The following is a 19,766-nucleotide window of genomic DNA, read 5'->3' as shown; positions in this document are numbered from 1 at the left end:
CTTATGAAAGTCATAAGGGCAACCATTGGCATTCTGATTATCTTGTTGACGCCGCTTCTTTATTTGAAAGTCACGGAAGTCTCGAGTAACTCTATGCTTTCATTTCTCGGTCATTCTTTGGTAATGAGACCGGCGATGAGTAACGCCATTAGTTGGGTCGTATATGCGGCTTCTATTGCGTGTTTTGCTTGGCTTATTGCGTTATTGGTTATTATGGTAACTAAATTTTCAGGGCTCTTAATATGGGCGACAATGACGCTATTGGTATCGTCTACTATTTTATTTGATCTTGTCGGCCTTGTTAAAGGGGGGGGGCGGGGTTTGTATTTGGTGCTCTGCCCGGAATGCTAATTTTCTCCTTCTTCTGTTGGCTTGCAGTTCGCCAAAGAAAAAACGTGTATGAAAAATCGGATTCGACAATCATGTGATTGGCAAAGCTGGAACCGTCCTGTCTGTGGTTGAAGCGATCGGCTGGTCCGTGATCTAAGCCATGCAACAAGGACCCCCGGATCACTACGGCGGTTCACCAGGCTATCTCCGACCAGCCGATCGCAGTTCCCATGCAAGCAGGGATGCACTAAATGGCAACGATCATCCGTGCGAAACCGCGTACAGAAGGCGCAAAAGGATCGCGCTTCTAACTCAGGTGTAAGGTCGGGTGCTCACGACAGGGCATGAGCTTCCGAACCTACAAACAAAGGTGCAGGGACATTTAGAGGAAAGCACAAGGGGCATGCTCGGTTCGGCACGCTTGTCTGCGCGAGCCCTCCCTGCTGCTCGTCATAGCTGTTACATTTGCTGCATTGCCGCATGCGCAGCGGTAAACCCGTCTCACCTGCAACCAAACCGGATTGCGGAACGTCCTTGAACACCTTCGGCCACCTGCTGCGCGTCACCACCTTCGGCGAATCGCACGGGCCGGCCATCGGCTGCGTCCTCGACGGCTGCCCGCCCGGCATCGCCATCGCGCCGGAGGACTTCGCGCATGACCTCGCGCGGCGCGCCACCGGCAAGACCCGTCACACCTCGGCGCGGCACGAAGCGGACGAGGTCGAAATCCTCAGCGGCGTGTATGAAGGCATCACCACCGGCACGCCGATCGCGCTGCTGATCCGCAACACCGACCAGCGCAGCAAGGACTACGCGAAGATCGCCGCGCAGTTCCGCCCCGGCCATGCCGATTACACCTACTGGCAGAAGTACGGCATCCGCGATCCGCGCGGCGGCGGGCGCAGCAGCGCGCGCGAGACGACGATGCGCGTGGCCGCTGCCGTCATCGCCAAGAAGTGGCTGGCGCAGCGCGGGGTCGCGGTGCGCGGCTGCATGGCCCAGATCGGCGATGTGCTGCCGCGTGCGCACGACTGGAGCGCGGTCGAAGGCAATCCGTTCTTCTGGCCTTGCGCGGAGCAGGTGCCGGAACTCGAAACCTACATGGATGCGCTGCGCAAGTCCGGCGATTCGGTCGGTGCGAAAGTCATGGCGGTGGCCGATGGCGTGCCGCCGGGATGGGGCGAGCCGATCTACGGCAAGCTCGACGGCGAACTGGCGGTGGCGATGATGTCGATCAACGCGGTCAAGGGCGTGGAGATCGGCGACGGCTTCGCGTCCGTGGCGCAGAAGGGCAGCCACCACCGTGACGTGATGACGCCGGATGGTTTCCTGTCCAACCACGCCGGCGGCATCCTCGGCGGCATTTCCACCGGGCAGCAGGTTTCCGTGTCGGTGGCGTTCAAGCCGACCTCCAGCCTGCGCCTGCCGGTGGAAGGGCTGGACGTGGACGGCAACGTGGTCGACGTGGTCACCACCGGCCGTCACGATCCCTGCGTCGGCATCCGTGCGACGCCGATCTGCGAGGCGATGCTGGCGCTGGTGCTGATGGACCAGGCGCTGCGCCACCGCGCGCAGTGCGGCGACGTCGGCGAGATCGGCCCGCGCATTCCGGGCATGAAATCGATGTCCGACGCGAAACGATAGCGGCGCGCCGCCGGCTTCGCCCCCACGGGCAGCAGCGCGCCGCAGCGGGATACGCAGGCAATCCATTCCCCGCAGGCGCTGCGATGCGCCGCATCCAAATTTCGAGGCAGGCAACAATGAGCAATCAGTACAAGGTGGCCGTGGTCGGCGCGACCGGCGCGGTGGGCGAGACGATGCTGTCGATCCTCGCCGAGCGCAAGTTCCCCGCCAGCGCGGTGGTGGCGCTGGCCAGCGAGCGGTCGGCCGGTGGCAAGGTGGCGTTCGGCGACGAAGAACTGCTGGTGCACGACCTGGCGACGTTCGATCCGTCGTCAATTGATATTGCGCTGTTCTCCGCCGGCGGTTCGGTATCGAAGGAATACGGGCCGAAGTTCGCCGCCGCCGGCGCGGTGGTGATCGACAATTCCTCGACCTTCCGCTACGACGACGACGTGCCGCTGGTGGTCAGCGAGGTGAATCCGGACGCGGCGAAGCAGCGCCCGCGCGGAATCATCGCCAATCCCAACTGTTCGACCATGCAGCTGATGGTCGCGCTGGCGCCGATCCACCGCGCATACGGCATCGAGCGGATCAACGTGGCGACCTACCAGTCGGCCTCCGGCGCCGGGCGTTCCGGCATGGAGGAGCTCGGCAAGCAGACCGCCGCGCTGCTGAGCTTCCAGGACATCACGCCTGCGAAGTTCCAGGTGCAGATCGCCTTCAACCTGATCCCGCAGATCGACGACTTCCAGGACAACGGCTTCACCAAGGAAGAGATGAAGCTGGTCTGGGAGACGCGCAAGATCCTCGGCGACGAGAGCATCGGCGTGAACCCGACCGTGGTGCGGGTGCCGGTGTTCTACGGCCATTCCGAGGCGGTGCACATCGAGACCCGCGAGAAGGTCACGGTGGACGCGGCGCGCGCGCTGCTGGCCGCCGCGCCGGGCGTGAAGGTGGTGGACGAGCGCAAGCCCGGCGGCTACCCGACGCCGGTGACCCACGCGTCCGGCACCGATCCGGTCTACGTGGGCCGCATTCGCGAGGATCTGTCGCATCCGCGCGGCCTCGACCTGTGGGTGGTGGCCGACAACATCCGCAAGGGTGCGGCGCTCAACGCGGTGCAGATCGCCGAGCTGCTGGTGGCCGAAGGCTTGCCGCCGAAGGCCGCGCGCGGCTAGAGTCGCAGCGCCAAGGCGGGGGATGGAGCGCACGTGATCGGAACATTGCGGACAGCGGTGGCAGCCGCGCTGTTGCTGGCGGCGGGCAACGCGTGGGCGCTCGGCCTCGGACAGATACAGGTCAAGAGCAAGCGCAACCAGCCCCTGCTGGCGGAAATTCCCATCGTCTCGACCACGCCGGGCGAGCTGGCCGCGCTGCAGGCGCGGCTGGCGTCGCCGGAGACGTTCCGCCGGGTCGGCCTGGCGCCGCCCAGCGGCGTCGCCGCCGACCTGCAGTTCAGCCTGGGCAGCGACGCCAAGGGCCGGCCGGTCATCCGGGTGACCACGATCCGGCCGGTCGAGCAGGCGATGCTCAACTTCCTGATCGAAGTCGATTGGGGCGCGGGCCGGCTGGTGCGCGAATACTCCGCGCTGGTGGACGCGCCGAACACGGCCGGCGCCGCGGTGCCGCCGGTGGTGCAGGCGCCGCAGACCTCGGCGCCGAACCTGGTGCAGCGTCCGGCTGCGTCGCCGGTGGCGGTCGCCTCCGCGCCGGTGCCGCCGCCCGCCCATCCATCGCCGCCGCCCGCGTCGCGTGCCGCCGTGGAGCCGCCGCCGGTCCCGGCGCCGACTCCCGCGCCTGCGGAGCCGCCCGCACCCATCGCGGATTTCGCGCCGCAACCGTTGCCGCCGGCGCCTGCGCCGGCACGGCCCGCGCCGATGCCCGCGCCGCCCGCCGAAGCGGCGCCGTCGCCGATGCAGTACGGCCCGGTCAAGCAGGGCGAAACCCTGTCGAAGATCGCCAGCGGCCTGGACCTGCGCAGCGCCTTCAGCCTCGACCAGACCATGCTGGCGCTGTTGCAGGCCAATCCCGACGCCTTCCTCGGCGACGACGTCAACCGCCTGCGCAGCGGCGCGGTGCTGCGGGTGCCGGCGCAGGACGAAGTGGCGAAGATCGGCGCCGACGAGGCCGCGCAGGTGGTGCGCCAGCAGATGCGCCAGTGGCGTCAGGCGCGGCGCGCGGTGCGCCAGCCGGAGGCCGTGGCCTCGGCGCAGCCGGCGACGCCCGCCGCCAAGCCGGAAACGCCGGCCGCGACCGCGGTGGAAGCGAAGCCGAAGCCGGCGGACAAGCCCGCGCCGAAGCCCGCCGCGACCGCCGCATCGAACACTCCACCCAAGCCGGCCGCGCCGGTACGCCGCCAGGAAGCGAGGCTGCAGATCGTGCCGCCGGCCGCGCCGGGCAAGGCCACAGGAACCAAGTCCGGCACCAGCGCCGGTGGCGAGGGCAGCATGCTGCAGCAGGAATTGCGTCAGCGCGACGAGGACATCGCGGCCAAGTCGGCCGAGATCGGCGAGTTGAAGGAGCGCTTGGCCGCGCTGGAAAAACTCAAGGACGAACAGCAGAAGCTGATCACGCTGAAGGACAGCGAGCTGGCCGCCGCGCAGGCGCGGCTGGCCGAGTCCAACAAGGCGCAGCAGCAGGCGCCGGCGACGCAGCCGGCTGCAAAGACCACGACCCAGCAGCCCGCGCCCGCCGCCGATGCGGCATCGGGCGCCACCACGCCCTGGCTGTGGGGCGGCATCGGCGTGGTCGTGCTGGCGCTGCTGGCCTGGCTGCTGGCCAGCCGCCGCAAGCCGGCGGCGCCGGCGCGGCGCAGCATGTTCGACAGCGAGGCGCTGGCCGCCAGCATGGAGGCGCCCGCCGCGCGCGTGCACGAGGTGGTGGAGGACGACGAGCCGATCGAGTTCGGCGTCGAAGCGGAAGACGACGCGCCCGCGGCGGTGGATTCTGCGCAGGTCGCCGCGACGGAACCGGTCGAGGCCTCTGCCGCCGACGAGCCGACCCGCGCGCCGACCTGGCATTCGGGCTGGGTGAAGGTCGAGTCTTCGATTCCTGCGTCGCAGGCCGCTGCGGAACCTGCCGTTGAGCCGATCGCCGAGCCGGTCGCAGCGGCGGCTCCGGACATCGAACTGCCCGACCTCTCCGACGTGCCCGCGCAGGCCACCGCCGAGCAGCGCTTCAAGCTGGCGCGCGCCTTCCTCGACGTGGGCGACGAGTTCTCCGCCCAACAGCTGCTGCTGGAGCTGCTGGACGACGAGGACGACGCCGTCAGCGACGAAGCCGCGCGCATGCTCAGCAAGCTGGTGGGCTGAGGCCGGCGCGGGACACGAGGAACGCGATGCGGCTGGCGCTGGGAGTCGAGTACGACGGCGGCGGGTTCTCCGGCTGGCAGCGGCTGAGCCAGGCCGGCGCGCTGGAGGCCGACGGCAGCCTGCAGACCGCGCTGGAAATCGCGCTGTCGAAGGTGGCCGCCGCGCCCATCGACACCGTTTGTTCGGGCCGCACCGATGCCGGCGTGCACGCGCGCTGCCAGGTGGTGCATTTCGACACCGATGCGACGCGCGACGCGCGCGGCTGGGTGCTGGGCGTCACCGCCAACCTGCCGCCGACGATGGCGGCGCGCTGGTGCGTGCCGGTGGCCGACGACTTCAACGCGCGCTTCTCCGCGCGCGCGCGCCGCTACCGCTACCGCATCCTCAACCGCAGCGCGCGGCCGGGGCTGGAGCGCCAGTACCTCGGCTGGGAGCGCATGCCGCTGGACGCCGAGGCGATGCACGAGGCCGCGCAGGCGCTGCGCGGCGAGCGCGATTTCTCCGCCTTCCGCAGCGCCCAGTGCCAGGCCACCCACGCGCGTCGCAACCTGCAGCACATTTCCGTCGCGCGCTTCGGCGACGAAGTGGTGGTGGAAGTGCAGGCCAACGCCTTCCTGCACCACATGGTGCGCAACATCGTCGGCTCGCTGCTGGTGGTGGGGCGCGGCGAGCGTCCGCGCGAGTGGATCGCCGAACTGCTGGAAGGCCGCGACCGCACCGTCGCCGGCCCCACCGCGCCGTCGGCGGGGCTGCTGTTCCTGGGCCCGAAATATCCGTCGCACTGGAACCTGCCGCACGAGGTTTGCGCCGATGAGTGAAACCCAGGTCATGCGCCATCACGGCTCCTGCCTGTGCGGCGCGGTGCGTTTCGAGATCGAGGGCGGCTTCGACCGCTTCTATCTCTGCCACTGCGCGCATTGCCGCAAGGACACCGGCTCCGCCCATGCGGCCAACCTGTTCTCGGCGACGGCGACGCTGCATTGGCTGGCCGGGGAGGACAAGGCGACGCTCTACCGGCTGCCGGATACGCGGCATGCCCGCAGCTTCTGCGCCGTCTGCGGCTCGGCCTTGCCCTACGCGTCGGAACGGATGATCGTGGTGCCCGCCGGTTCCCTCGATGGCGCGTTCGATGCCGCGCCGGACGCGCATCTCTTCGTCGCCAGTAGGGCGGCGTGGGAGCACGATCTGGATCGCATTCCCGCGTTCGATGCGTTTCCTTCCTGATTCCGTCAACGACGCTGCCGCCATGTCCAGCCCGCCGTTCCGCACCCGCATCAAGTTCTGCGGCCTGACCCGCCCCGGCGACGTGCGCCTGGCCGGCGAACTGGGCGTGGACGCGGTCGGCGTGATCTTCGCCGCGCGCAGCAGACGCCGCGTCGCGCCCGGACAGGCCGAAGCGCTGCATGCGGCGTTGCCGCCGCTGGTCGATCTGGTCGCGCTGTTCATGGACAACGACGAGCGCGAGGTGCGCGCCGCCATCGCGCAGGCGCGGCCCACGCTGCTGCAATTCCACGGCAGCGAGGACGACGCCTTCTGCCGTAGCTTCGGCCTGCCGTACCTGAAGGGCGTGGGCATGGGCGGCGCGGCGCTGGACGGACGCACGCTGCGCGCGCGCTGGCCGCATGCGGCGGGCTTCGTGCTGGACGGCCATGCGCCGGGGCAGGCCGGCGGCAGCGGGCAGCGGCTGGATGCGGCCAGCGTGCCCGCCGATCTCGACGTGCCGTGGCTGCTGGCCGGCGGACTGATGCCCGACAACGTGGGCGATGCGATCCGCGCGGTGCGTCCGTGGGGCGTGGACGTGGCCGGCGGCATCGAACTCGCGCCCGGCGTCAAGGACGGCGCGCTGATGCGGCGCTTCGTCGAGCAAGTACGCGCGGCCGACCTGGAACCGGCCGGCACGGCGATGCCCGCGATCGGGTAGGCTATGCCCACGCCATGAAGACCTCGAATCGCCCCTCCGCGCCCTTCGGCCGCTCGCTGCGCCGCTGGCGGCGCGTGCCTGCGGCGGCGGTGCGGTAACGCGCCACGCGTTTCGCGTCCGCACCGGCGGTCGCACGGATTCCTACTTCGACCTGCGCCGGGCAACGGCCTTGCGCGCATTCCGATTCCGGAGACTTCAGCGTGAACACCCCCAGCACCGCGGCTGCGACCGATGCGGCCACCGACTTCCACGCCTATCCCGACGCCGCCGGCCACTTCGGCCGCCACGGCGGCCGCTTCGTCGCCGAAACCCTGATCGGCCCCTTGCAGGAACTGGCCGCCGCCTACGACGCCGCGCGTGTCGATCCGGACTTCATCGCCGCGTTCGAGAAGGACCTCAAGCACTACGTCGGCCGCCCCAGCCCGATCTACCACGCCGAGCGCCTGAGCCGCGAGGTCGGCGGCGCGCAGATCCTGCTCAAGCGCGAAGACCTGAATCACACCGGCGCGCACAAGATCAACAACACCATCGGCCAGGCGCTGCTGGCCAGCCGCATGGGCAAGACGCGGATCATCGCCGAGACCGGCGCGGGCCAGCACGGCGTCGCCTCCGCCACCGTCGCCACCCGGCTGGGGCTGGAGTGCGTGGTCTACATGGGCGCGACCGACATCGAGCGCCAGAAGATCAACGTCTACCGCATGAAGCTGCTGGGCGCGACCGTGGTGCCCGTCACCAGCGGCTCGGCCACGCTCAAGGACGCGCTCAACGAGGCGATGCGCGACTGGGTGACCAACGTGCGCGACACCTTCTACATCATCGGCACCGTCGCCGGTCCCGACCCGTATCCGCGCATGGTGCGCGACTTTAATGCCGTGGTCGGGCGCGAGGCGCGGGCGCAGATGCTGGCCGACTACGGCCGCCTGCCGGACGCCATCACCGCCTGCGTCGGCGGCGGCAGCAATGCCATCGGCCTGTTCCACGCCTTCCTCAACGACGCCGGCGTGCGCATCGTCGGCGCGGAGGCGGCGGGCGAGGGCATCGACACCGGACGCCATGCCTCGTCGCTGGCGGCGGGCCGCGTCGGCGTGCTGCACGGCAACCGTACCTACGTGATCTGCGACGACGACGGCCAGATCGTCGAAACCCATTCCATTTCCGCCGGCCTCGACTATCCCGGCGTCGGCCCCGAGCACGCCTTCCTGAAGGACGCCGGCCGCGCCGAGTACGTCGGCGTGACGGACGACGAAGCGCTGGCCGCCTTCCACCGCCTGACCCGCACCGAGGGCATCCTGCCGGCGCTGGAATCCAGCCACGCGGTGGCGCAGGCGATCAAGCTGGCCCGAGAGCTGCCCAAGGACGCGCTGGTGCTGTGCAACCTGTCCGGGCGCGGCGACAAGGACGTGCACACCATCGCGGCGCGGGAAGGGTTGGCTCTATAGCCCTCCCCTTCAAGGGGAGGGTTGGGTGGGGATGGTGTTCAGCGACGCCATTCCAAACAACACCATCCCCATCCCGGCCTTCCCCCGGAGGGTAAGGAGAAAACCTCGGGATTTGGCCTGCGCCCCGCTTTCGGCGACAATGCGCGGTTCAACTTCACCCTCACTATCCAGGAGTTCCGGCCATGGCCGAAGAAACCAACACGCAGCCGGCGGCCGAACAGCAGGCCGGCGGCCAGCAGTTCCCGCCGCAGTTCTTCGAGTGCGTCAACGAGTACCTCGAGCTGACCAACAAGCAGTCGCAGAAGTACGGCGACAAGAACATCAGCCTCGCCGCCCTGTTCGCCAGCGCGCGCTTCAACGCGCACGTGTTCCTGGCCAACGTCAAGCCGATCGCCGCCGCCGAAGAGCGCACCGCGTTCCTCGACTACATGAGCACCATGTACCGCCGCATGCTCAACGAGCATCTGGACGGCATGGGCGAAGAGCGCGGCATCGACGTGGGCGATTCCGAGCTGGCCGACGAGTACAAGGCCGCCGGCGTCAAGATCGGCCGCCTCAAGGACGCGCCGGCTGCGGCCAACGAATGACGCGTCTGCAACAACGGCTGGACGCGCTGCGTTCGGCCGGCCGCAAGGCGCTGGTGCCGTTCGTCACCGCCGGCGATCCGTCGCTGGCGGCGACGGTGCCGGTCATGCACGCGCTGGCGGACGCCGGCGCGGACGTGATCGAGCTGGGCGTGCCGTTCTCCGACCCCATGGCCGACGGCCCGGTGATCCAGCGCAGCTCCGAGCGCGCGCTGGAGCGCGGTGCCGGTCTCGCCTGGGTGCTGGACTGCGTGCGCGCCTTCCGCGAACGCGACGCCGCCACGCCTGTGGTGTTGATGGGCTACCTCAATCCGGTCGAGATCCGCGGCGCGGCGACCTTCGCCGCCGATGCGGCGGTGGCCGGCGTGGACGGCATGCTGCTGGTCGACCTGCCGCCGGAAGAGGCCGACGAATACCGCGCGGCGTTCGCGCACAACGGCTTGGCGCTGATCTCGCTGGCCTCGCCGACCACGCCGCAGGCGCGGTTGCAGCGCCTGTGCGAGCAGGCCGACGGCTATCTCTATTACGTCAGCTACGCCGGCGTCACCGGCGCGGCGCACCTGGACGTGGGCGATGCCGGCCGCCATCTGGCGGAGGTGCGGGCGATGGCGAAGAGCCCGGTGTTCGCCGGCTTCGGCATCCGCGACGCCGCCAGCGCGGCGGCGATGGCCGCGCACGCCGACGGCGTGGTGGTCGGCAGCGCGCTGGTGTCGGCGCTGGACGGCAGTACGGACGAGGCCGAGGCCGCCGCGCGCGCCGGGGCGTTCCTGCGCCCGCTGCGCGAGGCCCTGGACGGGGCGGCCGTCCCGGCCTGAGGAGTAGACTGGCGCCGTCCCGGCTGCGGCCGGGGCGGGAGCGGGCAATCGTGCTCGACAGACGGTGATCGAAACGAATGAGCTGGCTTAAGAAACTGATGCCGGGCGCCGGCATCCGCACCGAGGCGGGCAGCGAGCGCAAGCGCAGCGTGCCCGAGGGCCTGTGGGAAAAATGCGAGCGCTGCGGCTCGGTGCTGTACCGGCCCGAGCTGGAGGAAAACCTCGAGGTCTGCCCGAAGTGCGCCTTCCACATGCCGATCCGCGCCCGCGCGCGGCTGGCGGCGTTGCTGGACGACGGCGAGGGCCGGGAGATCGGCGAGAAGCTCGGCCCGACCGACGTCCTCAAGTTCAAGGACCAGAAGAAGTATTCCGACCGCATCAAGGCCGCGCAGAAGTCCACCGGCGAGCGCGACGCGCTGGTCGCGCTGGAAGGCAAGCTGGCGGGCCAGGACCTGGTCGCGGCCTCGTTCGACTTCGCCTTCATGGGCGGCTCGATGGGCTCGGTGGTGGGCGAGCGCTTCACCTTGGCCGCCGAGCGCGCGCTGGAGCTGCGCTGCCCGTACGTCTGCTTCACCGCCAGCGGCGGCGCGCGCATGCAGGAAAGCCTGTTCTCGCTGATGCAGATGGCCAAGACCTCGGCCGCGCTGGGCCGGCTGCGCGCGGCCGGGCTGCCGTACATCGTGGTGCTGACGCATCCGACCACCGGCGGCGTGTCCGCCAGCTTCGCGATGCTGGGCGACCTCAACCTCGCCGAACCGGGCGCGCTGATCGGCTTCGCCGGCCAGCGCGTGATCGAGCAGACCGTGCGCGAGAAGCTGCCGGAAGGCTTCCAGCGCAGCGAGTTCCTGCTCCAGCACGGCACCGTGGACCAGATCGTGGACCGCCGCGAGATGCGCGAGCGCCTCGCCCACCTGCTGGCGATGCTGATGAAGCGTCCGGCTCCGGCCGACGGCGCGGAGGCGGCGTGAGCGCGCGCAGGTATTTCGGCACCGACGGCATCCGCGGCCGGGTCGGCGAAGGCCCGATCTCGGCCGACTTCGTGCTGCGCCTGGGCAACGCCTACGGCCACGCGCTGGTCGCCGCCGCGCGCGCGCAGCAGGAATGGCGAAAACCAATGGTCGTCATCGGCAAGGACACCCGCATCTCCAACTACATGTTCGAGGCGGCGCTGGAAGCCGGGCTGGTCGCCGCCGGCGTGGACGTGCAGCTGATGGGGCCGATGCCGACCCCGGCGGTGGCGCATCTCACCCATTCGATGCGCGCCGACGGCGGCATCGTGATCTCCGCCTCGCACAACCCGCACCACGACAACGGCATCAAGTTCTTCTCCGCGCAGGGCGAGAAGCTGGACGACGCCACCGAGCTGGCGATCGAGGCCGCGCTGGACGAGCCGTTCCGCACCGTGCCGTCGGAGCGCCTCGGCAAGGCGGTGCGCACGCGCGACACCATCGGCCGCTATGTCGAGGCCTGCAAGAACTCGGTGCCCAAGGGCTTCCACCTCGGCGGCATGAGGATCGTGGTCGATTGCGCCAACGGCGCGACCTACCAGCTGGCGCCGCTGGTGCTGCGCGAATTGGATGCGCGCGTGGACGCCATCGGCGTCGAGCCGAACGGCGTCAACATCAACGACGGCGTGGGCTCCACCCATCCGGAAACGCTGGCCGCGCGCGTGCGCGGAACCGGCGCCGACCTCGGCATCGCCTTCGACGGCGACGGCGACCGCGTGCTGTTCGTCGACGCCGAAGGCAACGTCCGCGACGGCGACGACCTGCTCTACGTGCTGGCCTGCGACTGGCAGGCCACCGGCCGCCTGCGCGGCCCGGTGGTCGGCACGCTGATGACCAACTACGGCTTCGAGCGCGCGCTGGGCGAGCGCGGCATCGGCTTCGTCCGCGCCAAGGTCGGCGACCGCTACGTGCACCAGCAGCTGCTGGCGAACGACGGCGTGCTCGGCGGCGAAGCCAGCGGCCACATCCTCTGCCTGGACCGCGCCAGCACCGGCGACGGTATCGTCAGCGCCTTGCAGGTGCTGGAAGTGCTGCAGCGCTGCGGCATCGGCCTGGCCGAAGCGCTGAAGGACCTGCGCAAGGTGCCGCAGAAGACCGTCAACGTGCGCTTCGAGGCGGGCCGCAAGCCGGCCGAGGTCGACAGCGTGCAGGCTGCGCTGCGAGAGGCGCAACGCGCCGTCGAAGGCCGCGGCCGCGCCTTCCTGCGCCCGTCCGGCACCGAGCCGGTGGTGCGGGTGACGGTGGAGGCGGACGATGCCGCGCTGGTCGACGCCACCCTCGCTGCGCTGGCCGATGCGGTGCGCGCCGCCGCGAACTGATCCCGATCAACTTCTCTCCCCGCCGGCAGGCGCACACTGCCGCGGTTCCACCGTGAAGACACCGCCATGAGCAGCCAGATCCCCACCCTCGACATCCGCCGTTTCACCCATCCTTCCAGCCCGGAAGACCGCCAGGCGTTCATCGACGAACTCGGCGCGGCCTACCGCGAATGGGGCTTCGCCGGCATCCGCAACCACGGCATCCCGCAGGCGCAGATCGACGAGGCCTACGCCACCTTCAAGGCGTTCTTCGCGCTGCCGGAAGAGACCAAGAAGCGGTACCACGTGCCGGGCGGCGGCGGCGCGCGCGGCTACACGCCGTTCGGGGTGGAGACGGCGAAGGGCTCCAAGCACTTCGACCTGAAGGAGTTCTGGCACATCGGTCGCGAGATCCCGCGCGATTCGAAGTACGCCGCCGACATGGCGGAGAACCAGTGGCCGACCGAGATCGACGGCTTCAAGCGCGTCGGCTACGGCCTGTACGAGTCGCTGGACGCGCTGGGCTCGCAGGTGCTGTCCGCGCTGGCACTGCACATCGGCCTGCCGGAAAGCTATTTCGCCGACAAGACCGGCAGCGGCAACTCGATCCTGCGCCCGATCCACTACCCGCCGATCACCACCGACGACGTCCCCAACGTCCGCGCCGGCGCGCACGAGGACATCAACCTGATCACGCTGCTGGTCGGCGCCAGCGCGGAAGGGCTGGAAGTGCTGTCGCGCAAGGGCGAGTGGGTGCCGTTCACCGCCGACGCCGACACCATCGTGGTGAACATCGGCGACATGCTGCAGCGTCTGACCAACCACGTGTATCCGTCCACCACGCACCGCGTGGTCAATCCGCCGGGCGAGAAGGCGCGCCAGCCGCGCTACTCGACGCCGTTCTTCCTGCATCCGAACCCGGATTTCCTGATCGACGTGCTGCCGTCCTGCGTCACGCCGGACAACCCCAGCCGTTATCCGGAGCCGATCACCGCGGAAGGCTACCTGCAGGAGCGCCTGCGCGAGATCAAGCTGAAGTGAACGAAGGCCGCGCAAGCGGCCTTCTTCTTTCGCCGATCGGGAAGGGAAGGGTTCAGGCGCCCATCCAGAAGAACACCGCCGCCATCCGCTCGTCGGCGAGGACTTCGCCGCAGTAGGCGGTGGCGCTGTGGATCATCGCCGCGCTGTACACCAGCAGGCGGTTGAAGCGGTTCGGCACGCGCACGTCCTCGGCGAAGGCGTCCGGCGGTACGAAGCGCGTGCCCAGCGCCTCGACCAGTGTGTTGTGCGGCTTGTTCACCGTGTTGCCGCCCAGCTGGCCGTTCGGCATGCGCTGGCGGTAGAAGCTGGTGCCGCAGTGTTCCGGCGCGTCCGGGGTCAGGTAGAGCACGCCGGCGTAGCGGCATAGCGCGCGCGAATCGGTATGCGGGCGCGCGCCGGCCTCCTTCGCGCCGACCACCTGCACGCAGTTGTGGTTCAGCGTCTTGCCCTCGGGCGTGCCCTGCACCCACAGCCGCTTCATGCCTGTGGCCTGCCGCACGCGTTCCTCCACCACCGCCAGTTCGTCCGGCTCCAGCGCCGGGATCGCGCGTCTGCCGGGCCAGCTTTCGCCGGTGTGCGGAAAGCCCAGCGCCCAGTCCTGCTTGTCCAGGCAGCGCGCGCGCACGGCGTCGGCGTTGGGCAGCACGTCGTCGAACAGCCAGTAGTCGCGGCCCTCGGTGGGCTTGCGGTAGGGCAGCGTGCGCAGCATCGGGGCAGGGCGATTCATGGCGCGACTATACGGCGCGCCTGCGGGCAATTGCTAAACTGCGCTTTTCGCGCACTGGAGCGCCGCATGCGCCGCAAGATCGTCGCCGGGAACTGGAAACTGCACGGAAGCCGCGCTTTCGCCGCCGCGCTGGTGGCGGAAATCGCCGCGGCCCCGCCGGCCGGCGTCGAACTGGTCGTGCTGCCGCCGTTCCCGTACCTGGGCGAGCTGGCCGCGCGCTTCGCCGAGGCCGGGCTGGCGTTCGGCGCGCAGGACGTGAGCAGCCACGACAAGGGCGCGTACACCGGCGAGGTGGCGGCGTCGATGCTGGCCGACGTCGGCGCGCGCTACACCCTGGTCGGGCATTCCGAGCGCCGCCAGTACCACGCCGAAAGCAGCGAGCTGGTGGCGCGCAAGTTCCAGGCCGCGCAGGCCGCGGGGCTGACGCCGATCCTGTGCGTGGGCGAGAGCCTGGACGAGCGCGAAGCCGGCCGCACCGAGGACGTCATCGCGGAACAGCTGCGCCCGGTGCTGGAGCTGGTGGGCGTGGCCGCGTTCGCCGCGGCGGTGGTCGCCTACGAGCCGGTCTGGGCGATCGGCACCGGCCGCACCGCCAGCCCGGAGCAGGCGCAGGCGGTGCATGCCTTCATCCGTAGCCAAGTGGCCGCGCGGGATGCTAAAATCGCCGATTCGCTGCCGCTGCTGTACGGCGGCAGCGTGAAGCCCGACAATGCGGCCAGCCTGTTCGCCCAGGCCGACGTGGACGGCGGGCTGATCGGCGGCGCCTCGCTGGCGGCCGCGGATTTCCTGGCCATCGCCAACGCGGCGGCCTGAACACCCTCAGAGAGCGCGCAAGATGCTGTTGCAACTCATCCAGATCATTTACGTGCTGGTGGCGATCGCCATCATCGCCTTCGTCCTGCTCCAGCAGGGCTCCGGCGCGCAGGCGGGCTCCGGCTTCGGCGGCGGCGCCTCGGCCACCGTGTTCGGTTCGCGCGGCGCGTCCAACTTCCTCAGCAAGACCACCAAGTGGCTGGCCATCGTGTTCTTCACGGTCAGCATGGGCATGGCGATGTACGCCAGCAAGCAGGCCAACCGCCAGGGCCCGGCCAAGCCCGACCTCGGCGTGATGGCCCAGCAGGCCCCGGCTAAGCCGGCCGCGCAGGTGCCCACCGCTCCCGCGCAGCCCGCGCCGGCACCGCAGCCGGCTTCCGCACAGGGTCAGTGACGCCGGAGACGGCAAGTTCTAAAATCCACGCAATGCCCAGGTGGCGGAATTGGTAGACGCACTACCTTGAGGTGGTAGCGATTTAGGTCGTAGGGGTTCGAGTCCCCTCTTGGGCACCATGTACTGGTACAGGAAACCCCGCTGCGGCGGGGTTTTTTGTGTCTGAAGGTCACTGGAAGCCGCATTGCAGCTTGGTTTCGTGATTCCGTCGTAGTCCGTTACCGTTCGTCGGTGTCCGCTTGCAACCGGCATCAAACGTGCGTAGATGTGTGCGTATGCGCCGAGGCCGAACTCGGTGTGACCCGAACCGCACCGCCGAACCTGCCTACGCACAGATGCTGACCGAGCTGACCATCAAGGCGCTGAAGCCGCGCGACAAGCTCTACCGGGTCGCCGACCGGGAGGGTCTGTGCCTGGAGGTGACGCCCACGGGATCGAAGCTCTGGCGCTACCGGTATCGGTACGCCGGGAAGGCCCGGATGATGGCGCTGGGGAAGTGGGACGAGATCACCCTCCTGGATGCTCGGGATCGACTCAGGGATGCGCGCAGGCTGCTGGCCAATGGCATGGATCCGATGGCCAGCAAGCGGGCTGCGACCGCGGCCCAGGTCAAGGAGGGCAGGGTGGCGTTCCCTGCCTTCGCAGCCGAATGGCTGGAGTACAAGCGCAAGCGGGTGGGTATCGAGACCTACCGAAAGGCGAGGCTGGTCACCGAAGGCGATCTCATCCCCTCGCTGCGGCGCCATTCGATCGACACGCTGGCGACGAAGGACGTGACCCCGGTTCTGGACAAGATCGCGCAGCGGGCGCCCAATCTGGCCGTGAAGGCTCGCCAGTACCTCGGCGGCATGGTCGCCTACGCGATCCAGCAGGGGCTCCGCGAGGACGGCAAGCTGCTGTCCCTGCGCGGCACGCTGGTGAAGTACGACGCCGGCCACATCCCGGCTATCACGAAGCCGGCAGAACTCCGGCCGCTGCTGCTGGCGATCGACGGCTATTCCCAGCAGGTGACCCGCACGGCGCTGCTGCTGGCCTCCCTTACCGCGCTGCGGCCGTCCGTCATCGCCTCCGCGCAGTGGGCGCACATCGATCTGGAGGCCGGCGAGTGGCACATCCCGGGCCACCTAATGAAGACCCGGCACGATCACATCGTCCCGCTGCCCAGGCAGGCCGTGACGCTGCTGGAGGCGATTCGGGGCAATGACCCCGGGCAGTACGTCTTCCCGTCACCGGCGAAGCAGAAGACCCCACACCTGCATCGTGACGCACTGAGCAAGGCGCTCCGGGAGATGGGCTTTCAGGGCAAGCATGCCACCCACGGCTTTCGCGGCACGCTGCGCACGATGGCGCGCGAACGCCTGAGCGTCGACATCGACGTGCTGGAGGCCCAGCTCGCCCATGCCAAGAAGGGCGACGTTCAGAAGGCCTACGACCGCACCACATTTGACGACCAGCGACGCGAGGTCATGCAGGCCTGGGCGGACTACCTCGACAACCTGCGCAAGGATCCTGCCGGCAAGGTGGTGGCGATCAAGCGCAAAGCATCCGGCTGAGCCGGTAGCAAGCGGCGCGACGAGGGAGGGGCAATCTCCCCCGCCGCACCTTCCACAACCGTTCAACAGGAGAACGATCATGGCAACTGAAAGTGTAGCAATGCCCATCGAAGCGCAGCTCGCAATGCGAAAGATCTATGCGGCGATGGGATCGATCAAGGTGGCGCGCCACGCGCTTCGCTCCAGGGATATGAGCGAGGTCGATGAGGACGTTTGCGACTCCCTGGATGGCGTGTTCGAACTGCTGGATCAAGCCTACGGCCACCTTGCGGAGGAGCGGGCATGAATCCTTTTCTGCGAGATGAATTGGTGGCCATCCTCCGCGAGGAACTCGCTGTGGATGGCGCCTCCGCTGGCCGCAGCGGAATGTCGGATAGTGGTGCACTGGCATCGGTTGTGAACCTGGCCGCTATCCAGATCGACGCCGCGCTGCCCACGATTCGCGCCGGCGCCGAAGCGCTCGGCAATACCGACCTGAGCCGCACCATGTGGATGGTTGCCCATCTGCTGGAAGGGCTGCACGAAAAGCTGGAAGCCGCAGAGATGGAAGGCTGACATGACTGCGATCATCATTCCGTTCCCGCACGCCAAAGAGCCCATCGGCTCGCCGGAACGCGAGCTCGCCAAACTCGCAGCACTGATCCACGCGCGCGTGATTCGGGAGGGAGGGAAGTCGAACTACGATGATCGCCTACATGATTGCGAGCGTGCTGCGCGTGAAGCGTTCGCAGATTGGGGGCTGCGCTGAGATGACCGGCAAGAAGCCCACGAAGCCCCCCGCTGAGGCGGGGGCAACGCTCGAATTTGCGGTCCAGGATGATGAGTACGCCGCGGCTGTGCGTTCTCAAAAAGACGCACTGGAGAGAATCGCCTGCAAGATCGAGGCCGGCGATTCGCTCAGCCGCTTGGAAGTAGTCATGGTGGGCCAGTGTTTGCGCCGGCAGGCCGAACGGATGTCTGAGGTGCAGCCGAAGCCGCCAGGGAGGCCCAAGGACTTCGATCATGCCGGCGTGTCGCTGTTCTACTGGCGAGCTGTGCGGGCAGGTGACAAGAGCGTTACCCAGCAAGGCCTTGCCGAGAAATGGGGCGTTACTGACGAGGCAATGGGGCGCGCACTGCGCAGGAACCAAAAGGCCGCGGAACAGTTTCTGGATGCCATCGGCGAGACCCGCACTAATTCCGAAGAATAGGTTCCTGTTATCGCAACTGAGGAGCGATGAATCTGTCCTTACCGGCACGTACACGCCGGGACACCTGCAACCAAACCGCAGAGGACAGATCATGCAGAACAGCACCGCCGCGCCGCTGGCGCATACCGTGAATGATGCCTGCCGCCGGCTGGGCATTTCCCGCACCACCATCTACCAGCTCATCGCCGACGGCCAGATTCGGACGTTCAAAGTCGGCACCCGCACGCTGGTTCCCGAGGCCGATCTGCGGCGATTCATCGCCGACAAGCTGGGCGAGAACCTGGAGGCTGCCGCATGAGCATCGTGTTGCTTGCCGACTACCGCGCCATGCTGCGCGAGGCCCAGAGCGTCGAACTGGATGCGGTACTCCAGTCCCACCTGGACGCCGCCGAGCTGGAGGCATCGAAGTTCGTCGGATTCGACATCGCGGTCGAGTTCGATCCGAACCCGGTGCCGACCGACATCAAGGTCGCGATCATGTTTCTGGGGCAGACGATGAGCGACCAGATGCCGCCGGAGGAAAGCAACATCCGCCGCGCGCGCGCCGAGTCGCTGCTGAGGCCGTACCGGCGCGAGACGGGGATCGCGGCGTGAGGGCCATCACCCTGACCGAAGCGCAGTGGAATCGCCTGAAGGCAGCTGCTGGCCATGCCGGCGAATGCATGTTCGGCGTGTCGATGGCGCAGCCTGCAATCGCTGAGTTCGGGTCGCCCGCGCACGACATGCAGATCGCAGTCGGCCGGGCAGAGAACGCCATGCGTGAGCTTTCGGCGCTGCTGGCCGAGGTCGAGTCGAACGGCGAATAAGCGAAAGCCCAACCGCGGCGAACGGCTGGGCTTTCTGAGAGCGCATCGAGGGCATCGAATGCGGGGCCAGTGTAGCACTGCCCCGCCAAGGGAACGGCATGTCGAACATTAAGCGGCGGAAGCAAAAAGGACGCTCAAGCTCAGAGGCGCATGTCCGGCTGTACCGTCACGAATTGCAGTCGCCGGCCTGGCGAACACTGAGCCCGAACGGTCGCGCCCTGCTGGTGGAAATGCGGGCGCTGTATCGGCCCAGCGAGGGCAATGTCGTGTTTCTGAGCGTCCGTGAGGCGATGGCGCGGCTGGGGCTCAGCCAGAAGCCGGTACAGGCAGCGTTCGCCGACCTGCTGGAGCGCGGCTGGATTCGAGTCCACACGCCTGGCGGATTCAGTCGCAAGACTCCGCATGCGACAAGCTATCGGCTGGAAAACGAGCCGGACATCGCGCCTGGATCTACCGCGTCGAAGGCCTACATGCGTTGGCGGCCCGATGACCAAAAGGACGCGGCGTGATTTTTCGCGGTAGTCAAATCGACTACAGGCGGTAGTCAAATTGACTACAGAGGGCAAGGAAATCAAGCCGAAAATCGGGTTCGCGGTAGTCAAATCGACTACCGCAAAGCCCCTTTTCCGAGATTCGCGGTAGTCAAATCGACTACACAGATATGGTTACCAAGGGGGCGTTGTTCTTGATCTGCCTTGCCTCACATGCTCCAGCTCCACGGCGGCCGAATGCTCGGACAGAGAACCGCCGGCCTGCCGAAAGCCTTCCCGAAAGCCTTCCCGCAAGCCTTCCGGTGAGCCCCTCGCAAGGCCCTCGCAAGCCCCTTCAGCGTCGCGCCGGAATCTGCCGCGCGGCGGCATCAAAACCCACTGGGTTTCCGCTGGGTTTCTGTTTCGAACCCGCTGGGTTTTGCT

Annotated in this window: 24 protein-coding genes and 1 tRNA gene; 24 read left to right on the top strand and 1 reads right to left on the bottom strand. The window is 68.2% G+C overall.

All coding sequences use genetic code 11. The features are described from left to right. Positions 1–810 precede the first annotated feature (810 nt). The 12 genes from aroC (at position 811) to H9L17_RS03405 (ending at position 13,369) form a co-directional block, all read left to right on the top strand. Complete coding sequence (gene aroC / locus H9L17_RS03460; RefSeq protein ID WP_187570969.1) at positions 811–1,974, top strand: chorismate synthase; 1,164 nt, start codon at positions 811–813, stop codon at positions 1,972–1,974. Between the two features lie 116 nt (positions 1,975–2,090). Then, positions 2,091–3,131, top strand: coding sequence for an aspartate-semialdehyde dehydrogenase (locus H9L17_RS03455; RefSeq protein WP_187570968.1), 1,041 nt, complete (start codon positions 2,091–2,093; stop codon positions 3,129–3,131). 57 nt (positions 3,132–3,188) lie between these two features. Continuing rightward, on the top strand, positions 3,189–5,264 hold the full coding sequence (locus H9L17_RS03450; protein ID WP_187570967.1) for a FimV/HubP family polar landmark protein: 2,076 nt from the start codon (positions 3,189–3,191) through the stop codon (positions 5,262–5,264). A gap of 26 nt (positions 5,265–5,290) precedes the next feature. Then, on the top strand, positions 5,291–6,082 hold the full coding sequence (gene truA / locus H9L17_RS03445; RefSeq protein ID WP_187570966.1) for a tRNA pseudouridine(38-40) synthase TruA: 792 nt from the start codon (positions 5,291–5,293) through the stop codon (positions 6,080–6,082). Next, positions 6,075–6,488, top strand: coding sequence for a GFA family protein (locus H9L17_RS03440; RefSeq protein WP_223158080.1), 414 nt, complete (start codon positions 6,075–6,077; stop codon positions 6,486–6,488). Before truA ends, H9L17_RS03440 begins: the two co-directional genes overlap by 8 nt. Before the next feature lie 22 nt (positions 6,489–6,510). Next, positions 6,511–7,185 (top strand): phosphoribosylanthranilate isomerase, encoded by a 675-nt coding sequence (locus tag H9L17_RS03435; protein WP_187570965.1) that lies wholly within the window; start codon positions 6,511–6,513, stop codon positions 7,183–7,185. 200 nt (positions 7,186–7,385) lie between these two features. Next, positions 7,386–8,624, top strand: a complete 1,239-nt coding sequence (trpB, locus tag H9L17_RS03430; protein ID WP_187570964.1) for a tryptophan synthase subunit beta — start codon at positions 7,386–7,388, stop codon at positions 8,622–8,624. Positions 8,625–8,806: 182 nt separating this feature from the next. Next, the gene (locus H9L17_RS03425) at positions 8,807–9,211 is read left to right on the top strand and encodes a DUF3144 domain-containing protein (RefSeq protein WP_187570963.1); all 405 of its coding nucleotides are present in this window, start codon (positions 8,807–8,809) and stop codon (positions 9,209–9,211) included. Further along, the gene (gene trpA, locus H9L17_RS03420; RefSeq protein ID WP_187570962.1) at positions 9,208–10,023 is read left to right on the top strand and encodes a tryptophan synthase subunit alpha; all 816 of its coding nucleotides are present in this window, start codon (positions 9,208–9,210) and stop codon (positions 10,021–10,023) included. Before H9L17_RS03425 ends, trpA begins: the two co-directional genes overlap by 4 nt. 77 nt (positions 10,024–10,100) lie before the next feature. After that, entirely contained in the window at positions 10,101–10,991 is an 891-nt protein-coding gene (gene accD, locus H9L17_RS03415; RefSeq protein WP_187570961.1) for an acetyl-CoA carboxylase, carboxyltransferase subunit beta, read from the top strand. Further along, positions 10,988–12,349, top strand: coding sequence for a phosphoglucosamine mutase (gene glmM / locus H9L17_RS03410; protein ID WP_187570960.1), 1,362 nt, complete (start codon positions 10,988–10,990; stop codon positions 12,347–12,349). The genes accD and glmM overlap by 4 nt, the downstream gene beginning before the upstream one ends. A 66-nt stretch (positions 12,350–12,415) precedes the next feature. Further along, positions 12,416–13,369 carry an isopenicillin N synthase family dioxygenase gene (locus tag H9L17_RS03405; RefSeq protein WP_187570959.1) on the top strand — a complete coding sequence of 318 codons (954 nt, stop codon included), beginning with the start codon at positions 12,416–12,418 and terminating at the stop codon, positions 13,367–13,369. A gap of 52 nt (positions 13,370–13,421) precedes the next feature. Here H9L17_RS03405 and H9L17_RS03400 read toward each other — a convergent pair whose 3' ends face one another. Then, positions 13,422–14,096 (bottom strand): DUF6445 family protein, encoded by a 675-nt coding sequence (locus H9L17_RS03400; protein ID WP_187570958.1) that lies wholly within the window; start codon positions 14,094–14,096, stop codon positions 13,422–13,424. 66 nt (positions 14,097–14,162) lie between these two features. On the opposite strand from H9L17_RS03400, the gene tpiA reads away from it, so the two are divergent. The 12 genes from tpiA to H9L17_RS03340 all read left to right on the top strand — a co-directional run bounded on the left by tpiA (position 14,163) and on the right by H9L17_RS03340 (position 19,361). Continuing rightward, positions 14,163–14,909, top strand: coding sequence for a triose-phosphate isomerase (gene tpiA, locus H9L17_RS03395; protein ID WP_187570957.1), 747 nt, complete (start codon positions 14,163–14,165; stop codon positions 14,907–14,909). A gap of 22 nt (positions 14,910–14,931) precedes the next feature. Then, positions 14,932–15,303, top strand: coding sequence for a preprotein translocase subunit SecG (gene secG / locus H9L17_RS03390; RefSeq protein ID WP_187570956.1), 372 nt, complete (start codon positions 14,932–14,934; stop codon positions 15,301–15,303). Positions 15,304–15,337: 34 nt separating this feature from the next. Next, positions 15,338–15,422: transfer RNA gene (locus H9L17_RS03385), tRNA-Leu, on the top strand. Between the two features lie 216 nt (positions 15,423–15,638). Next, entirely contained in the window at positions 15,639–16,856 is a 1,218-nt protein-coding gene (locus tag H9L17_RS03380) for a tyrosine-type recombinase/integrase (protein WP_187570955.1), read from the top strand. 79 nt (positions 16,857–16,935) lie between these two features. Beyond that, entirely contained in the window at positions 16,936–17,142 is a 207-nt protein-coding gene (locus H9L17_RS03375; RefSeq protein WP_187570954.1) for a hypothetical protein, read from the top strand. After that, positions 17,139–17,411: a hypothetical protein gene (locus H9L17_RS03370; protein WP_187570953.1), complete on the top strand. Its 273-nt coding sequence runs from the start codon at positions 17,139–17,141 to the stop codon at positions 17,409–17,411. Before H9L17_RS03375 ends, H9L17_RS03370 begins: the two co-directional genes overlap by 4 nt. 1 nt (position 17,412) lies before the next feature. Then, positions 17,413–17,604 carry a hypothetical protein gene (locus H9L17_RS03365; RefSeq protein WP_187570952.1) on the top strand — a complete coding sequence of 64 codons (192 nt, stop codon included), beginning with the start codon at positions 17,413–17,415 and terminating at the stop codon, positions 17,602–17,604. Beyond that, a complete protein-coding gene (locus tag H9L17_RS03360) occupies positions 17,540–18,046 on the top strand; it encodes a hypothetical protein (RefSeq protein WP_187570951.1) in 507 nt (168 codons plus the stop codon). Before H9L17_RS03365 ends, H9L17_RS03360 begins: the two co-directional genes overlap by 65 nt. A gap of 91 nt (positions 18,047–18,137) precedes the next feature. Beyond that, positions 18,138–18,344, top strand: a complete 207-nt coding sequence (locus H9L17_RS03355) for a helix-turn-helix domain-containing protein (protein WP_187570950.1) — start codon at positions 18,138–18,140, stop codon at positions 18,342–18,344. After that, positions 18,341–18,640, top strand: a complete 300-nt coding sequence (locus tag H9L17_RS03350; RefSeq protein WP_187570949.1) for a phage gp6-like head-tail connector protein — start codon at positions 18,341–18,343, stop codon at positions 18,638–18,640. The genes H9L17_RS03355 and H9L17_RS03350 overlap by 4 nt, the downstream gene beginning before the upstream one ends. Further along, a complete protein-coding gene (locus H9L17_RS03345) occupies positions 18,637–18,852 on the top strand; it encodes a hypothetical protein (RefSeq protein WP_187570948.1) in 216 nt (71 codons plus the stop codon). The genes H9L17_RS03350 and H9L17_RS03345 overlap by 4 nt, the downstream gene beginning before the upstream one ends. Before the next feature lie 98 nt (positions 18,853–18,950). After that, a complete protein-coding gene (locus tag H9L17_RS03340) occupies positions 18,951–19,361 on the top strand; it encodes a helix-turn-helix domain-containing protein (protein ID WP_187570947.1) in 411 nt (136 codons plus the stop codon). Positions 19,362–19,766 lie beyond the last annotated feature (405 nt).

The sequence above is a fragment of the Thermomonas brevis genome (assembly GCF_014395425.1).
GTDB lineage: Bacteria > Pseudomonadota > Gammaproteobacteria > Xanthomonadales > Xanthomonadaceae > Thermomonas > Thermomonas brevis.
Note: the sequence above shows the minus strand (reverse complement) of the source record. Positions and strands in the feature narration are given on the sequence as shown.

What these genes read in the sequence shown, in the direction of transcription:
- H9L17_RS03405 (WP_187570959.1), top strand. Translation starts at nt 12,416, where the DNA reads ATGAGCAGCCAGATCCCCACCCTCGACATCCGCCGTTTCACCCATCCT.
- H9L17_RS03440 (WP_223158080.1), top strand. Translation starts at nt 6,075, where the DNA reads ATGAGTGAAACCCAGGTCATGCGCCATCACGGCTCCTGCCTGTGCGGC.
- H9L17_RS03455 (WP_187570968.1), top strand. Translation starts at nt 2,091, where the DNA reads ATGAGCAATCAGTACAAGGTGGCCGTGGTCGGCGCGACCGGCGCGGTG.
- accD (WP_187570961.1), top strand. Translation starts at nt 10,101, where the DNA reads ATGAGCTGGCTTAAGAAACTGATGCCGGGCGCCGGCATCCGCACCGAG.
- H9L17_RS03425 (WP_187570963.1), top strand. Translation starts at nt 8,807, where the DNA reads ATGGCCGAAGAAACCAACACGCAGCCGGCGGCCGAACAGCAGGCCGGC.
- H9L17_RS03435 (WP_187570965.1), top strand. Translation starts at nt 6,511, where the DNA reads ATGTCCAGCCCGCCGTTCCGCACCCGCATCAAGTTCTGCGGCCTGACC.
- truA (WP_187570966.1), top strand. Translation starts at nt 5,291, where the DNA reads ATGCGGCTGGCGCTGGGAGTCGAGTACGACGGCGGCGGGTTCTCCGGC.
- H9L17_RS03380 (WP_187570955.1), top strand. Translation starts at nt 15,639, where the DNA reads ATGCTGACCGAGCTGACCATCAAGGCGCTGAAGCCGCGCGACAAGCTC.
- H9L17_RS03355 (WP_187570950.1), top strand. Translation starts at nt 18,138, where the DNA reads ATGCAGAACAGCACCGCCGCGCCGCTGGCGCATACCGTGAATGATGCC.
- H9L17_RS03365 (WP_187570952.1), top strand. Translation starts at nt 17,413, where the DNA reads ATGACTGCGATCATCATTCCGTTCCCGCACGCCAAAGAGCCCATCGGC.
- H9L17_RS03340 (WP_187570947.1), top strand. Translation starts at nt 18,951, where the DNA reads ATGTCGAACATTAAGCGGCGGAAGCAAAAAGGACGCTCAAGCTCAGAG.
- H9L17_RS03360 (WP_187570951.1), top strand. Translation starts at nt 17,540, where the DNA reads ATGATCGCCTACATGATTGCGAGCGTGCTGCGCGTGAAGCGTTCGCAG.
- secG (WP_187570956.1), top strand. Translation starts at nt 14,932, where the DNA reads ATGCTGTTGCAACTCATCCAGATCATTTACGTGCTGGTGGCGATCGCC.
- H9L17_RS03375 (WP_187570954.1), top strand. Translation starts at nt 16,936, where the DNA reads ATGGCAACTGAAAGTGTAGCAATGCCCATCGAAGCGCAGCTCGCAATG.
- aroC (WP_187570969.1), top strand. Translation starts at nt 811, where the DNA reads ATGCGCAGCGGTAAACCCGTCTCACCTGCAACCAAACCGGATTGCGGA.
- tpiA (WP_187570957.1), top strand. Translation starts at nt 14,163, where the DNA reads ATGCGCCGCAAGATCGTCGCCGGGAACTGGAAACTGCACGGAAGCCGC.
- H9L17_RS03400 (WP_187570958.1), bottom strand. Translation starts at nt 14,096, where the DNA reads ATGAATCGCCCTGCCCCGATGCTGCGCACGCTGCCCTACCGCAAGCCC.
- trpA (WP_187570962.1), top strand. Translation starts at nt 9,208, where the DNA reads ATGACGCGTCTGCAACAACGGCTGGACGCGCTGCGTTCGGCCGGCCGC.
- H9L17_RS03370 (WP_187570953.1), top strand. Translation starts at nt 17,139, where the DNA reads ATGAATCCTTTTCTGCGAGATGAATTGGTGGCCATCCTCCGCGAGGAA.
- H9L17_RS03350 (WP_187570949.1), top strand. Translation starts at nt 18,341, where the DNA reads ATGAGCATCGTGTTGCTTGCCGACTACCGCGCCATGCTGCGCGAGGCC.